This window comes from Mycobacterium sp. TY814, assembly GCF_030755175.1.
Lineage (GTDB): Bacteria > Actinomycetota > Actinomycetes > Mycobacteriales > Mycobacteriaceae > Mycobacterium.
The window spans coordinates 280,464-294,851 of record NZ_JAUFRY010000002.1 but is presented as its reverse complement, the minus strand read 5'-3'; the positions used below and the strand labels follow the sequence as shown (position 1 = coordinate 294,851).

Annotated in this window: 14 protein-coding genes; 8 read left to right on the top strand and 6 right to left on the bottom strand. The window is 64.2% G+C overall.

Annotated features, from left to right (window positions below):
• Positions 1 to 344: 344 nt before the first annotated feature.
• Positions 345 to 1,064 (bottom strand): DUF1906 domain-containing protein, encoded by a 720-nt coding sequence (locus QXH22_RS15240; protein WP_306276179.1) that lies wholly within the window; start codon positions 1,062 to 1,064, stop codon positions 345 to 347.
• A 182-nt stretch (positions 1,065 to 1,246) separates the two neighbouring features.
• Between QXH22_RS15240 and QXH22_RS15235 the strand changes: the two genes are divergently transcribed.
• Entirely contained in the window at positions 1,247 to 2,419 is a 1,173-nt protein-coding gene (locus QXH22_RS15235; protein ID WP_306244794.1) for an aromatic ring-hydroxylating dioxygenase subunit alpha, read from the top strand.
• 8 nt (positions 2,420 to 2,427) lie between these two features.
• Here the strand turns inward: QXH22_RS15235 and QXH22_RS15230 are convergent, their stop codons facing one another.
• The 4 genes from QXH22_RS15230 to QXH22_RS15215 form a co-directional block, all read right to left on the bottom strand.
• Entirely contained in the window at positions 2,428 to 2,694 is a 267-nt protein-coding gene (locus tag QXH22_RS15230) for a cytochrome C oxidase subunit IV family protein (RefSeq protein ID WP_306276178.1), read from the bottom strand.
• Entirely contained in the window at positions 2,694 to 3,284 is a 591-nt protein-coding gene (locus tag QXH22_RS15225) for a cytochrome c oxidase subunit 3 (RefSeq protein WP_306244798.1), read from the bottom strand. Before QXH22_RS15225 ends, QXH22_RS15230 begins: the two co-directional genes overlap by 1 nt.
• 9 nt (positions 3,285 to 3,293) lie before the next feature.
• Entirely contained in the window at positions 3,294 to 4,034 is a 741-nt protein-coding gene (locus QXH22_RS15220; RefSeq protein WP_306244799.1) for a hypothetical protein, read from the bottom strand.
• Positions 4,035 to 4,290: 256 nt separating this feature from the next.
• Entirely contained in the window at positions 4,291 to 5,316 is a 1,026-nt protein-coding gene (locus QXH22_RS15215; RefSeq protein ID WP_306244801.1) for an NAD(P)H-dependent glycerol-3-phosphate dehydrogenase, read from the bottom strand.
• A gap of 352 nt (positions 5,317 to 5,668) precedes the next feature.
• Here QXH22_RS15215 and QXH22_RS15210 point away from each other — a divergent pair, with 352 nt between their 5' ends.
• The 7 genes from QXH22_RS15210 (at position 5,669) to QXH22_RS15180 (ending at position 12,956) form a co-directional block, all read left to right on the top strand.
• A complete protein-coding gene (locus QXH22_RS15210) occupies positions 5,669 to 6,406 on the top strand; it encodes a hypothetical protein (protein ID WP_306276889.1) in 738 nt (245 codons plus the stop codon).
• A gap of 73 nt (positions 6,407 to 6,479) precedes the next feature.
• Positions 6,480 to 7,559, top strand: coding sequence for an acyl-CoA dehydrogenase family protein (locus tag QXH22_RS15205; protein ID WP_306276177.1), 1,080 nt, complete (start codon positions 6,480 to 6,482; stop codon positions 7,557 to 7,559).
• A gap of 100 nt (positions 7,560 to 7,659) precedes the next feature.
• A complete protein-coding gene (locus QXH22_RS15200; protein WP_306276176.1) occupies positions 7,660 to 8,826 on the top strand; it encodes an acyl-CoA dehydrogenase family protein in 1,167 nt (388 codons plus the stop codon).
• The gene (locus QXH22_RS15195) at positions 8,826 to 9,593 is read left to right on the top strand and encodes an SDR family NAD(P)-dependent oxidoreductase (RefSeq protein WP_306276175.1); all 768 of its coding nucleotides are present in this window, start codon (positions 8,826 to 8,828) and stop codon (positions 9,591 to 9,593) included. Before QXH22_RS15200 ends, QXH22_RS15195 begins: the two co-directional genes overlap by 1 nt.
• Complete coding sequence (locus tag QXH22_RS15190) at positions 9,593 to 10,795, top strand: thiolase family protein (RefSeq protein WP_306276174.1); 1,203 nt, start codon at positions 9,593 to 9,595, stop codon at positions 10,793 to 10,795. The genes QXH22_RS15195 and QXH22_RS15190 overlap by 1 nt, the downstream gene beginning before the upstream one ends.
• Entirely contained in the window at positions 10,792 to 12,018 is a 1,227-nt protein-coding gene (locus QXH22_RS15185) for an acetyl-CoA hydrolase/transferase family protein (RefSeq protein ID WP_306276173.1), read from the top strand. Before QXH22_RS15190 ends, QXH22_RS15185 begins: the two co-directional genes overlap by 4 nt.
• A complete protein-coding gene (locus tag QXH22_RS15180; protein WP_306276172.1) occupies positions 12,015 to 12,956 on the top strand; it encodes a hydroxymethylglutaryl-CoA lyase in 942 nt (313 codons plus the stop codon). Before QXH22_RS15185 ends, QXH22_RS15180 begins: the two co-directional genes overlap by 4 nt.
• A 42-nt stretch (positions 12,957 to 12,998) precedes the next feature.
• Here QXH22_RS15180 and QXH22_RS15175 read toward each other — a convergent pair whose 3' ends face one another.
• Positions 12,999 to 14,207, bottom strand: coding sequence for an IS110 family transposase (locus QXH22_RS15175; protein ID WP_371934179.1), 1,209 nt, complete (start codon positions 14,205 to 14,207; stop codon positions 12,999 to 13,001).
• Positions 14,208 to 14,388 lie beyond the last annotated feature (181 nt).

The window sequence follows — 14,388 nt, the reverse complement described above, 5'->3', positions numbered from 1 at the left end:
ACCCCATAAGAGTGTCATAAGGGCCTGTACGTTTTCTTGACGTCGGAAGGTTACTGACGAGTTCTACGCGCGGGTAACCGTGTCGCGGGTAACACCGGCCCAAACGGGCGGCACGAGCGTCCCGAACAAACGTCCTGCATGCAGGTGGTTACGGTCGAGTAGCTATAACGGCGCTGTTCAAAGCAGCATTGTTACCAAATCGTTATGTCAAAAATTTCAGCTGTGTCGGCAGCCGTCGATGTCGCGGGTCGCGGCCGACCCGATTCATCGGTGTAGGCGACGGTGTGCACTGAGCGAACGAGTGTTTGCTGGAATGTTTGTCGAAGTCTTAGAAACCGGCCGACTCACGCCCACTGGCCGAACTGCGGCTTGAGAATCTCGTTGACGTCGACGCCGACGCCGCCTACCGACCGTTTGTCGATCTCCACCTGATGCAGATGCGCCGCGGGGTGGGTGTAGCCCTGGGGCGAGCCCCAGTTGTGCTGCCAGAAGTAGCTGCCCAATCCGTCCTGCACGGCCCAGTCGATGGTCTTGGAGTTCGCGTATACGCCCGTGCGCTGGTGCCCGATGACCGATTCCCAGGAGCGCAGATACGGCACGATCTGGTTCTTGTACTGCTCCAACGACGGGTTGTCGTCGATCGACGCGTAGATCGGGGCCGCGGCGGGACCCCCGGCCGCGGCGTGCAGCTCTGCGCCCCGCTTGGCGTGCTGGATGCCGGCCGCCGCCCCACCCAGCCAGTCGGAGGAGCTGCCCTTGCCGAATTGGTAACACGAGACGATTTTGAGACCGCTGCCGTGCAGGTCCTGGGCTTCAGCGAGCTGAATCGGCTTTCCGAGCATCCAGTTGCCACCGGGCCGGCGATCCGACACGTATCGGATAGCCCCGACCGCACCCGCTGCCCTGATCTGACTGGCTGGGATGACACCTGCCGCATAGTCCAGCAATGTGCCCAGCGAGGCCGACGCCGGTGCAGCGCACACCGATGCCGCTGCGACCCCGAGCCCGAGCAGGCCCGGCGTCGCGGCGGCGAGCTTCAGCACGTCACGTCGCGATACCGGCACATCGCACAGGGTACGCAACAACCTCAACAGGCTCAGGGACCTCACAAGTCACAGGTGTGTCACTTTGTCGCAACGCCGCCAGGCAAGCTCCGACCCGACGGGGTAGGTACGGCCGCATTTTGTTGTCACTATAAAGTTAGTAAAGTTAGCCACAGGCAATCGCTAAACCCGGGGGTATCGGGATGCAACATGACCAGCTCATCGACCTCACCCGCCGCGCCCTGAAGCTGGCGCGCGACAAGACAACTGACCTGGCGCCCGCCGAGCATCTGATCGACGCGCGCGAATACACCTCGGCAGAGCGGCACGAGCGCGACCGCGCCATGGTGATGGCCAGCCCCCAGTTGGTCGGCTACGCCTCCGAACTCGGCCGCCCGGGCGCGTACTGCACGAAGACGGTGATGGGCCGATCCATCCTGCTGACCAGAAGCACCGACGGTTCGGTCCGGGCTTTCGACAATGTCTGTCTGCACCGACAGGCACAGGTGGCATCGGGCTGTGGCGTGGCAAAGCGCTTCACGTGCCCTTACCACGCCTGGACATACGACAACACTGGCCGCCTGGTCGCCGTCCCGGGGCGCGAAGGCTTTCCCGATGTGCCGGTGAAGGCCGACGGGCTGACCGAGCTGCCCGCCACCGAATTCGCCGGATTCCTCTGGGTGGCAATGACTCCCGGGTCACATCTGGACGTGGCGGCGCACCTGGGTCCGCTGGCCGAGGAGCTTGATTCGTGGGGCGTCGGCCGGTGGTCGCCACTGGGTGAGAAGGTGCTCGACTCCCCCATCAACTGGAAGCTCGCGATCGACACCTTCGCCGAGAACTATCACTTCGCCACGGTGCACGAGAAGACCTTCGCGACCATCGCCCGCAGTAACTGCACCGTGTTCGACGCGTTCGGGCCGCACCACCGATTGATCTTCCCGCTCAACACAATCCATGATCTGGACGGCACTCCTGAGGACCAGTGGATTCCGCTGAACAACCTGGTGGTCATCTACGCGCTGTTCCCCAACATCGTGATTTCGGTGACGATCGCCAACGGCGAACTGTTCCGCGTCTACCCGGGCGACCTGCCGGGCCGGTCGACCACCGTTCACCAGAACTCCACACCGCTGGACATGTCCGACGAATCGGTCGCCGCCGGCGCACAAGCTGTGTTCGAGTACGCGCACGCTACCGTTCGCGACGAGGACTACCGCCTGGTCGAGGGTCTGCAGGCGAATCTGGAATCCGGTGCCCGGCAACGGCTGCGGTTCGGCCGCAATGAGCCTGGCCTGCAGCATCGACACATCGCGTGGGAGCGTGCGGTGGACAAAATGGACAACGGATCGGTTAAGGCATCCTCCGCATCCTGACCACGTGTTCACCCAGCGGCGAACCAGCAGCCCAGGATCACAGCCGTGACCACCGCGGGCCATGCCTCGAAAAAGGCACGTACCGGCAACGGCGCTTGACGCAGTTCCATGAAGTCCAGGATCACGTACCTGACCTTCACGGCGGCGATCAGGAAGGTCCCCACAACCGTCACCGCCGGGCTGAACAGATTCTTCGACAGCCCCCAGGTCGTCAGGCAGGTCAACGCGATCAAGGCCAGCCACACTCGGGTGATCCGCTCCTGCAATACCGACATCAGGCCGCCTTCATCAGGTAAAGCAACGGGAACAGCACGATCCACAACAGGTCGACCAAGTGCCAGAACGAAGCCACCGATTCCGGAATGGCCCGGTGCGCGCTGCTGAAGGCCCCGCGCCGAGATTTGACCCACAGGAAGGTGAGCAGGCTGGTGCCGAGCAGCACGTGTGCGAGGTGGATCCCGGTCAGAGTGAAGTACCACATGTAGAAGGGGTCCGTGCCCGGCGTGATGCCGTGAGCGAATTTCTGAACGTATTCAGTCGATTTCGACACGACGAACATCAAGCCGGTAAGCACGCCCCCGAGCAGATAGCGGGGCACGCGTTCGATGAGATCTCGCCTGAGGGCTTGCATCGCCAAGGCGACTGACCACGAGCTGGTCAAAAGGATCAGCGTGTCGATGCCACCCAGATTCACGTTGAGCGTGTGGCGGGAGGCCTCGAAGAGAGCCGGATCCTTCAGCCGATCCTGCATGAATGTCAGGAACAGGATCCCGAAGATGACCGAGTCGGCTCCGATGAAAACCCAAACGCCTTCCATACCGGGAAGGCGTCTGGGTTTCACCTGCTCTGCGGTGAAAACACTCATGCTCGGCAGCTAGGCATTCAGCCGTTCCGCTGCCTCGTCCTCGGCCTGCAGCCGCGGGATCGCCTTGAGGATGTAGTAGGACAGCCCCGGGATCCAGAAGAACCAGGTGAAGAACGCGATCCAGAAACTGATCACGCCGTTGAAGGCTAACGGTCCAGTGTTGACGAATGGGATGGCGCTGACGACGAAGAACGACAGGATCGTGATCCAGCCCCACCAGCTGACGAAGTTGGGGACCAGCTTCTTCTCCCGCTTGTCACGCATGAAAACGATGCTGGCACCGGCGATTTGCCACGAGGTGACGAAGTAGGCCAGATCGATCAGAAGCCAGCCGAACCAGTAGAAGGTGTGCGCCATTGCGGGACTGAGGTTGTCGATCTCGTGTGCGGCGGTGAGCCAGATGGCGCATGCCGTCATGATCGGGGCGCAGGTGATTGTGCCGCCCATCATCTCGAGCTTGGACCACACACCCCCGGGGCCCTCGATGCGTTCCATCACCCGGGAGACGGCTACGCTCCACACCATGTACAGCGCCGTCATCGTCAGGCAGACGCTCATCCCGATCATGATGGGCACCCTGAGGTTCTTGTAGTGGTCCCACACCGCCTGCGGCTCGGCCCAAGCAGGGAAGGGCGAGATGTTGCGGGCCAACAGCCCCCATAGGCAGAAGAATGCGGTGATGAAACCGAAGCCCATCCACGCCATGACCTTCCATGAGGTGTAGTCAGTCCGGGCTGCCGAGTCTCGCATTGGCGCGCGAACGGTAGGTGGGGATTGTATTGCCATCGGGCCTACTCCTTAGGCGGGTTGTATCACGCACCGCGCGCTGAACGAACGCAATGCTTCTAGGGCATCACCATCATCTGCAGTTACGGCGGTTGGCGGCTTCCCCCGAATGAGTCAACTTTCGCTACCTGTTCGGGGCATCCCTGGCATGTCCGCGTCGAATGGCGGGGGCGCCCCCCTTAACCTGCGCCGAAAAACCGGCAGGCAGAGTGCGTTCGCTTTAGAAGCCTGCTCCGTCAATCTCATGGCCGGGTTTCTCGGCCGCGAGGCCCCGGTACGCCATATCGGGGGTGGAGCCGTGATTGATGACGGCGTCGACCTCGCGGGCGATCGGTAGCGCAATGCCGCAGTCACTGGCGAAATCCATGATGACGCTGACCGCCCTGACGCCTTCGGCGACCTGATTCATCGAGGCGATGATCTCGTCGATCGACTTACCCGAGCCGAGTTGCTCACCGACATAACGGTTACGGCTGCGCTCGCTGGTACATGTGACGATGAGATCGCCGATACCAGCCAGGCCGGCGAAAGTGTCCCGGTGCCCGCCGAGCGCTTCGCCGAGCTTGGTCATCTCACGGACCGCGCGGGACATGACCATGGCACGGGTGTTCTCCCCGATACCGATCGAATAGCCCATACCGACGGCAATGGCGTAGACGTTCTTCAGGGCCCCGGCCATTTCGACGCCTATCACATCATCGGTGGTGTATGTCCGAAATCTCCTGGTGCGGAACAGCTGTGCAAGGGTGGCAGCCATATGCCGGTCGGGCATGGCCAGCACCGCCGCGGCCGCGTATCCCTGGGCCACCTCGATGGCGATGTTCGGCCCGGCGAGGATGCCGGCCGGATGCCCGGGCAGCACCTCATTGACGATCTGACTCATCCGCAGGTTGGTGCCCTGCTCGAGGCCTTTGACCAGCGACACCACCGGCACCCAGGGGCGCAACTCCGTCGCTAGCTCCGTCAGCACCTGGCGAAAACCATGCGACGGAACGGCCATGACGACCACGTCCGCACAGTTGGCGGCCTCGGTGAAATCGGTCGTGGCGCGCAGCGTCTCGCTCAGCGCGACATCGTTGCCCAGGTAGTGGCTGTTGCGGTGGTTGTCGTTGATGTCCTTGGCCGTCGTCTGCGAGCGCACCCATTGCAACGTGGGCCCGCGTCGCGCGCAGATGGATGCGATGGTGCTGCCCCAGGAACCGCCCCCCAGGACAACGACATTAGGTTGGCGCTGAACAACATTCATCCTGAGCGCACCTTGTCGCTCCGCTGTCGGAGGCTGTGATCAGACGTGCTCATCAGCGCATCCGCTGCTGTCACTGTCTTCACGAGGCCATGTGCACTTTCTGTATTGGGCGGCTGCGCCGGGCCTGCTCGACGCCCGGACCCTGGTGGGCAGGCACCCCAGCCGTCCGAGGTATCGCAATCCTTGCCGATCTGAACCGGGCGGGCTTCCCCCGAAGAGCGCATATTGCTCCCCACTTGGAGGCATCTCCGACGTGCTTCGAAGGTCGTCTCGTCCGAGGCATTGTTTTTGGTCAGTCCATTCGTATGATTAGACCGTAGCTCGTCAGTCCATTTCAGCAGGGAGCGTGAGTATGCAGGACTCCGGACGGCTCGGGTCGCAAAAGTTCGGGCTCTGGTGCAACTGGATATTCGTTCTACTGACGGCAGTTGGCTGGCTGGGCATCGCGCACTTCTACCAGCCGGCGCGGGCAGACCTCGGCCTGGAAGCCACCAAGGTGTGGTTCAGCGAGACGCATCACTGGGGAACGATCGTCGGTTGCAGCCTCTTCTACATCGCGGCGGGAATCCTCACACCCGGCTCGATCATGTTCGGCGTCATGCTGGCAAAAATCGAGGGCCGGTGGCCGGTGTGGTCACTGACCACCGCAGTGTGCGGGGTCTTCATTTCGTTGATCGTCTTCCTGAACGCGTGCGCATGGATCGTCTCCGCTTACCGAAAGGAGACCGGGCCCGACGTGGTCCAGGCGTTTTCCGACTGGGCGTGGTTCGCTTTCCTACTCGGTTGGATATACCTGGCCATCGAGATGCTGGCGACCGGGGTCGTGGAGTTGATGGACCACCGGCCCGAACCGATGATCCCACGCTGGTTCACCTGGCTGACGTTTGCCGGTGCGGCGACCCTGTTCTTCGCAGCCGGCCCAGCATTCCTGAAGAGCGGACCGTTTGCCTACCACGGATTGCTCGCTTTCTATCTGCCGGTGGTCATCTGGGGCGCATACATCACTGTGACGACGTGGTTCATGCTCAAGGAACTCGGCCGTGCACCCGAACCAACCGCCAGCCCCGAGTTCGCCGCAAACTCAGCTTGACCAGAACCCCGACACGAATCATTGCCGCGCAGATAAACGCGCAGATAAGGCCGCGAAGCAAGGAGAGACACCGATGCACCTCGAGCTTTCCGACGAACAGGACATGTTCACTGCTTCGCTGCGAGACTGGTTGAGCGAACGTGCCGGCCCACCGAAAGTCCGGGGCTGGTTGGACACCAACAACCCCGCCGCCTTCGAACACCTCTTCGTCCAAGACGGCTGGGCCGGTGTCGGTTTCGACGAGGAGACCGGGGGCCAGGGCGGTGGCCTACTGGAATTGGCGCTCACCTCGCGTGAACTCGGACGCGCGGCGGCGCCGGCGGCGGGTTGGCTGCAGTCGGCGATCGTCGTCCCCGCACTGGCCGGCGAGCCCGGGCTGGCGCGAGCGGCGGCGGAATCCGGTGAGGTGACTGTGTTGGCGGTGCGGTCGGACCGCATCCCGACGGCCGTCACGTCGGTGCACAGTAGTGCCGGCCGTCTCCGGGGGCGGATACCGTGCGTCCTGGGAGCCACCCGGTCGCAGCATCTGGTGGTCCCCGTTGTCGACGAGGGGGCCGCGTCGCTATGGCTGGTGGATGCCGCCGAGGAGGGAGTCGAGGTACTACCCCGCGCGCTGTTGGATCGTTCGCGCGACGTCGCCGATGTCGTTCTCCAGAACGCGACCGGACGCCGGCTCGATGTCGACGCCGCCGTTGCCCTCGGCGAAATCGCGTCGAGGGCAGCGGTTCTCGTGGCCGCGGACGCGCTGGGCGCCGCCGAACGGATGTTGCAACTGGCCGTCGAGTACAGCAAACAGCGCCACCAGTTCGGCCAACCGATCGGTTCATTCCAAGCGGTGAAACACGCCGCCGCGCAGATGCTGGTCACCGTGGAATCGTCGATGTCCATCGTCTGCTATGCCGCACAGTCGGCGGAAGAGAACTTGCCCGAACATGCGACGCATGCTGCCATAGCCAAAGCCCAGGTAACCCGCGGCGCGGCCGAAATCGCCGACAGCGCACTGACTTTGCATGGCGCGGTGGGTTACACCTGGGAACACGACCTGCAGCTGTTCTACAAGCGCGCCAAACTCGACCGTGTTCTCTTCGGCGCCCCGGCGTCGTGGAACGAGCGCATCGCAGACTCGCTCCCACTGCTTCCCGCCGCGGGCTGACCGACCGAAGGTCAGGCAGAGCCGGTCTTTTCTTTTGGTCTGTCCATTAGTATGATTTGCATGTACGTAGATTAATCAGCGTCGTGGAGCGGAGATCGGCATGGACTTCGAATTGACTGAGGATCAGCAGACGATTCGCGCCGCGGTTGCTGAACTGGCGGGCAAGTTCGACGACCACTACTGGCTCCACAAGGACCAGCAGCACGAGTTCCCGACAGAGTTCTACGACGCCTTCGCCGCGGGCGGTTGGCTTGGCATCACCACGCCGGAGGAATATGGCGGCCACGGTTTCGGTATCACCGAGGCGTGCCTCCTGCTGGAGGAGGTCGCCGCCGCAGGCGGCGGGATGAACGCGGCGAGCTCGATGCACCTATCGATATTCGGCATGCACCCGGTCATCCTGCACGGCTCCGAGGAGCTCAAGGCGCGCACGCTGCCTCGCATCGTCAATGGCGATCTGCACGTGTGCTTCGGTGTCACCGAGCCCGGCGCGGGACTGGACACGACGAGGATCACCACCTTCGCCCGTCGCGCGGGAGATCACTACGTCGTCAACGGCCGCAAAGTCTGGATCTCCAAAGCGCTTGAATCCGAGAAGGTCCTGCTGCTGACCCGCACCACGAAGTTCGAAGACGCCGCGCGCAAGACCGATGGCCTCACCCTGTTCCTGACCGACCTGGACCGCAACAAGATCGATATTCGCCCGATCCCCAAGATGGGCCGCAACGCCATCTCATCCAACGAACTGTTCATCGACGGCCTCGAGATCCCGGTCGAGGACCGCGTGGGTGAAGAGGGACAGGGTTTCCGGTACATCCTGGACGGCCTGAACCCCGAACGTTGTCTGGTGGCGGCCGAGGCGCTCGGCATTGGGCGCGCCGCGTTGCGCGCGGCGGTCCGATACGGCAACGAGCGTGAAGTGTTCGGACGGCCGATCGGAATGAATCAAGGGCTGCAATTCCCGCTTGCCGATTCGCTGGCCCGCCTGGACGCAGCGGAGCTGATGCTGCGCAAGGCCACCTGGCTCTACGACAACGGCAAACCCTGTGCCCGTGAGGCCAATTCGGCCAAGTACCTGTGCGCTGACGCCGCATTCGACGCAGCCGACCGCGCGGTGCAGACACACGGCGGAATGGGCTATTCCGAGGAGTACCACGTCGCGCGCTATTTCCGTGAAGCCCGCTTGACCCGCATCGCCCCGCTCAGCCAGGAGATGGTCCTCAACTACCTGGGCGAGCATGTGTTGGGCCTGCCGAGGAGCTACTGATGACCGCACCGCGGGATGTGTTCAGGCTCGACGGCCGATCGGCGCTGGTGACGGGTGCTGGCAGCGGCGTCGGCGAAGCGGTCGCCCGCGCATTCGCCCTCGCCGGGGCCAAGGTGCTGGTGACCGATGTCGATAAGGATGCCGCCGTGGCCAGCGCGGAATCGATCACCGCGGCAGGAGGCGTCGCGCGCCCGTTCGTACTCGACGTGCGCGACTCCGCCGCTGCGACCGAAGCCGCCGCCACCGCGGCGGAACTCGGCGACGGTGCACTGCACGTGCTCGTCAACAATGCCGGCGCCATCTCACCGGCCATGTTCGGGGATATGTCGGAGGACAATTTCCGCCGTATCGTCGACATCCACCTGGTGGGCAGCTTCGTGTGCAGCCAAGCCGCACTGCACCACCTGCCGACCGATGGCACCGGCCGCATCATCAATGTCACCTCCGCCGCCGGCCTGACCGGCACCATCGGTCAAGTCAACTACGGCGCCGCCAAAGCCGGCATCATCGGGCTGACCAAGTCACTGGCCCGCGAGTTGGCCCGTCAATCGGTCACCGTCAACGCTGTCGCGCCACTGGCCGCCACCGCGATGACCGAGAACATCCGCAGCAACGAAAAGCTGGCCGCCAAGACGCTGGCCCGAATCCCGCTGGGGCGCTGGGCGTTTCCGGAGGAGATTGCGCCAGCCTTCGTCTTCCTTGCTTCAGATGCCGCGTCCTACATCACCGGCCAGGTGTTGCCGGTCGACGGCGGAACGGTGATCTGATGGGCCACCATGTCACGGGGCCGTTCGCCTCGACGGGCCGCGAAGTGTATGTCGCCGAGGCGGTGCGCACCCCGACCGGCAAGTCACATCCCGATCGCGGGTGGTACCGCGACATTCACCCCAACGCCATGCTCGCCTCTTGCTACACCGAGCTGATCAGTCGCACGGGAATCGACCCCGCACTCGTCGAGGACCTCGTGATCGGCTGTACCGCTCCGTTCGGTGAACAATCCCGCAACATCGCCCGCAACGCGTGGCTGCAAGCCGGCTATCCGGCGGAGGTACCGGCCACGACTCTCGATCGGCGGTGCGGCTCGGCGCAGACCGCGCTGGCGATGGGCGCGGCCCTGGTGGCCTCGGGCACTCATGAGGTGGTGATCGCCGGCGGCGTCGAGCACATGGGCCACGTCCCGATCGACTCTCCCGCCAAAATCTCGGAACTGTACGGAGACCCGTGGCCCGCCGAGTTGCGCGACCGCTACAGCTTCGTGCACCAGGGCGAGAGCGCCGAGTTGATCGCCGACCGCTGGGAGCTGGGCCGCCCGGAGATGGACGCCTTCGCCGCGCGGTCGCACGCAAACGCCGCCAAGGCCATCGCCGACAACCGTTTCCACGCCGAGATGGTGCCGATGACACTTGACGGCCAGGTCCGCAACGCCGACCAGTGCGTGCGCCCCGAGACCACGGTCGAGACGCTGGCCAATCTCAAACCGGTGTTCCGCAAGGAGAACGGACGGATCACGGCGGGGTCGTCGTCGCCCATCAGCGACGGCGCCGCCGCCGTACTGCTGTGCTCCGGTGACGCCGCACGCCGGCTCGGGTTGCGGGTGCGGGCCCGCATAGTCGACCAGACCACCGTAGGCGTCGACCCCGTCATCATGCTCACCGGACCCATCCCTGCCACGCGGAAGATTCTGCAGCGCAACAATATAACCGTCTCCGACATCGATCTGTTCGAGGTCAACGAGGCGTTCTCGTCCGTGGTGCTGGCCTGGCAGCGCGAGCTGCGCCCCGACATCGATCGAGTGAATGTCAACGGCGGCGCGATCGCGCTGGGTCACGCGGTGGGCGCCACCGGCGCCCGGTTGACGGCCACACTCGTCTCCGAACTCGAACGCCGCGATGGCGACCTCGGTCTGGTGACGATGTGCTGCGGCGGGGGTCTCGGCACCGCCACGTTGCTGCAACGGGTTTCGACGTGATCGATTTCACCAGGTTTCTGTCCCGAGGTGACGGTGTCTGGTGGGGTCAGGCCGCCGCGGAGCCGCGGCCGCTTGTCGACGCCCTGATATTGCAGAATCCCCGGATCGGCCCGATCCGCACCTTCACCGGAGTCAGCTGGAACGACCAACTCGCGGTCACCATCCCCGGCCGGATGTCCATGGTGTCCTACGGCGGGCTCGGCGAGCTTCGCGAACTGAGCCGGTCCGGACGCCTCGACGTGGTGCCGTGCCACTATTCCGCGCTGCCCCGGATGTTTGCCGAACGCAGGCTCCCCTGTGATGTAGGCCTTCTGCAAGTGTCCGCTCCTGACCAGCACGGAACGTGCTCGTTGGGGATCGGTGTCGACTACGTCGCGGATGCGATCCAGCACACACCGGTGCTGATCGCCGAGATCAACCGCAGAATGCCCGAATCCGTTGGGACGCCTCGAATCCCGCTCGACCGTTTTGCAGCGACCATCACCACCGACCGGCCGCTGGCCGAAGATCCCAAACGCCCACCGGGGGCGACCGAGCAGCGAATCGCCGCCCACGTCGCCGGACTCGTCGAGGACGGCGACACCGTCCAATTCGGGGTCGGCTCGCTGGGTGACGCCGTGCTTGACGCGCTCAGCGGCCACGCGGACTTGGGATTCCACACGGGCATGGTCACCGACGGGCTGCTCCGGCTGGTGGACAAGGGGGTGGCCACCGGAAGGCGCAAAGAGATCGACCCGGGACTGATTGTGGCCGGCACCGCGCTGGGTTCTGCCGAGCTGTACAACCGGGTCGCCGAATTGCCTGCCCGGTTCCTGCCGACCAGCTACACGCACAGCCCGCGAGTGCTGTCGCAGCTGCAATCGCTGGTATCGGTGAATTTCGCTGTGGAGGTCGACCTGACCGGACAGGTCGGCGCCGAGATCAGCCGCGGCGTGTACATCGGCGCCGTTGGCGGACAGGTCGACTTCACCCGCGCCGCCTCGCTCACCGGCAAACGGTCGATCATCGCGTTGCGGGCCACATCCGGTGGCCAGTCCACGATCAAAGCCATGCTCGACGGCGGGGTGGTCACCACCACGCGCTCTGACGTCGACACCGTCGTCACCGAATACGGTGTCGCGCATCTGCGTGGCTGCAGCCTCAAAGAACGCGCACGCCGACTCATCGAGATCGCCCAACCCAGATTCCGCGACCGGTTGGACCGTGAAGGGAGCACATTGTGACCAGACTGCCCGGGCACGTCGACATCCGAGAAGTCGGACCCCGCGACGGATTTCAGAACGAACCGGACATCATCGCCACCCGCGACAAGATCGAGCTCATCAACCGGCTCGCCCAGACCGGTCTCCGGCGCATAGAGGTGGCCAGTTTCGTACGTCCCGATGTCATCCCGCAGTTATCAGACGGCGTCGAGGTGCTGCGCAGCATCACGGTGCCCGACCATGTCTCGCTCATGGTGCTGGTACCGAACAGCAAAGGGCTGGACAACGCACTCAAGGTGCGCCAGACCTTCTCCGAGGTAGCGATCTTCGTCAGCGCGTCAGAGACGCACAACAAGAAGAACGTGAATCGCACTATCGCCGAGTCGATGGCCGACAATGCGATCATTGCCAAACGCATTGTCGCCGAGGATCTGCGCTGCGCCGCCGTCATCGCCACGTCCTACGGTTGCCCGTTCGAAGGAAAGGTGCCGATGAACCGGGTGCTCGACATCGCCGAGGAATTCGCGGCGGCAGGCGCCATCGAAGTGGGATTCGGCGACACCACCGGAATGGCCAACCCCGCCTATGTCGGTGAATTCTTCTCCGCCGCAATCGAAAGACTTCCCGGCGTTGAGGTCACCGCCCACTTCCACAACACCCGCGGACAGGGACTGGCCAACGCCTACGCTGCACTGCAGGCCGGGTGCACCAGCTTTGAATCCAGCTTCGGCGAACTCGGCGGTTGCCCGGTACCAGCCGGTTCCACCGGCAACATCGCCTCTGAGGATCTGGTCAGCATGTTCGAGGAGATGGGCGTATCCACCGGGATATCGCTACCGGCGTTGATCGATACGGCTCGCGCCGCCCAGGACGTGCTCGGGCGCACTCTGACCAGTCACTCCCTCGTTGCCGGTCCGATCGACTGGAGCCCCGGCCCCCACGCTCCGTCCTGCCGCTAGCGCGCCCAACCAACCACTACAAGGAGATTCTCAATGAAGTTGTCAAGCCGCCGCAGCGCTAGGTGCGGTGGGTTGATATGGCTTGTGGTCGCGCAGCATTGCCCACAGGACGTTGAGGCGTCGTCGGGCAAGGGCAAGCACGGCTTGGGTGTGGCGTTTTCCCTCGGCGCGTTTGCGGTTGTAGTAAGTCCGCGATGCCGGGTCGGTGCGGATGGCGATGTGGGCAGCCAGGTAGCAGGCCCGCAGCAGACGTCGGTTGTAGCGGCGGGGGCGTTTGAGGTTGCCGCTGATGCGTCCGGAGTCGCGCGGGACTGGGGCCAGCCCCGCGACGCCGGCCAGGCGGTCGGGGTTAGCAAAAGCGCTCATGTCCCCGCCGGTGGCGGCCAGGAACTCGGCACCAAGGGTGACGCCGAAGCCGGGCAAACTCAGGATGATTTCGGCGTGGCGGTGGCGGCGAAATCGCTCCTCGATCATCGCTTCGGTGTCGCCGATTTCGGTGTCGAGGGCCATCACCTCCTCGGCCAGCCGGGCCACCAAGGCCGCGGCCACTTGCTGTCCGGGTACGACGGTGCGTTGGGCGTTAGCCGCCTCCATAGCGGCAGCGGCAATGGCATCGGCGTTGCGGGCCTTGCGCTTACGCAGCCAGAGCGCGAGCCGGGCGGCACCGGCGCGACGCAGCCCGTCGGGTGTTTGATACCCAGTGAGCAGGGTCAGCGCGGCCTTGCTGGCGCTGTAGTCGAAGGCACGCTCGAGGGCAGGGAAATATTCGAGCAGCTGGGCGCGCAACCGGTTGAGCGCCCGGGTGCGATCGGCCACCAAATCGGTGCGCCTGGCCGTGAGGATCCGCAAGTCCACAGCGATGTCGTCCCCGGCTCGCAGCGGTTGCAGGTCGCGGCGCATCCGCGCCTGATCGGCGATCACGGCGGCGTCTTTAGCGTCGGTTTTCCCTTCCCCGCGGTAACCGCCCGAGGCATGGTGCACGGTGCGCCCCGGAATATAGAGCAGCCGTTGCTCGGCGGCGATCAGCAAGGTGATCAGCAATGCCGCCCCACCGGCATTCAAATCGATCGCCCAGGTCAGCTCACCACCATCAGCCAGCGTCTGGACCGCGCCGATCAGATCCAGCAGCGCGGATTCGTCATTGGCCACCCGCCGCGACAGCAGCCGCTTCCCGTCGGCATCGATGACCACGCAATAGTGGTCCGATTTCCCACCATCAACCCCAGCCCACAACGGTTGTGCCACAACCACCTCCCTGCTCGCTATCGGTCCGACCAACCCAGCAGACGACCACGCCGTCACGTCCTTACACAGCGATCAAATCGCATCTCTCAATTAGCGGTCGAGTCGTCGCGGGACAACAGGCGGCCAATCTCCTTCGGCCATCAACGATGGCGACCACATGAAAGCCATACCCGCTGCCCCTGGGCGA

Excerpts from the sequence above, each read along its gene's own strand:
- QXH22_RS15195 (WP_306276175.1), top strand. The coding sequence starts at position 8,826 with ATGACCGCACCGCGGGATGTGTTCAGGCTCGACGGCCGATCGGCGCTG.
- QXH22_RS15215 (WP_306244801.1), bottom strand. The coding sequence starts at position 5,316 with ATGAATGTTGTTCAGCGCCAACCTAATGTCGTTGTCCTGGGGGGCGGT.
- QXH22_RS15205 (WP_306276177.1), top strand. The coding sequence starts at position 6,480 with ATGCACCTCGAGCTTTCCGACGAACAGGACATGTTCACTGCTTCGCTG.
- QXH22_RS15200 (WP_306276176.1), top strand. The coding sequence starts at position 7,660 with ATGGACTTCGAATTGACTGAGGATCAGCAGACGATTCGCGCCGCGGTT.
- QXH22_RS15210 (WP_306276889.1), top strand. The coding sequence starts at position 5,669 with ATGCAGGACTCCGGACGGCTCGGGTCGCAAAAGTTCGGGCTCTGGTGC.
- QXH22_RS15235 (WP_306244794.1), top strand. The coding sequence starts at position 1,247 with ATGCAACATGACCAGCTCATCGACCTCACCCGCCGCGCCCTGAAGCTG.
- QXH22_RS15190 (WP_306276174.1), top strand. The coding sequence starts at position 9,593 with ATGGGCCACCATGTCACGGGGCCGTTCGCCTCGACGGGCCGCGAAGTG.
- QXH22_RS15230 (WP_306276178.1), bottom strand. The coding sequence starts at position 2,694 with ATGTCGGTATTGCAGGAGCGGATCACCCGAGTGTGGCTGGCCTTGATC.
- QXH22_RS15220 (WP_306244799.1), bottom strand. The coding sequence starts at position 4,034 with ATGCGAGACTCGGCAGCCCGGACTGACTACACCTCATGGAAGGTCATG.
- QXH22_RS15225 (WP_306244798.1), bottom strand. The coding sequence starts at position 3,284 with ATGAGTGTTTTCACCGCAGAGCAGGTGAAACCCAGACGCCTTCCCGGT.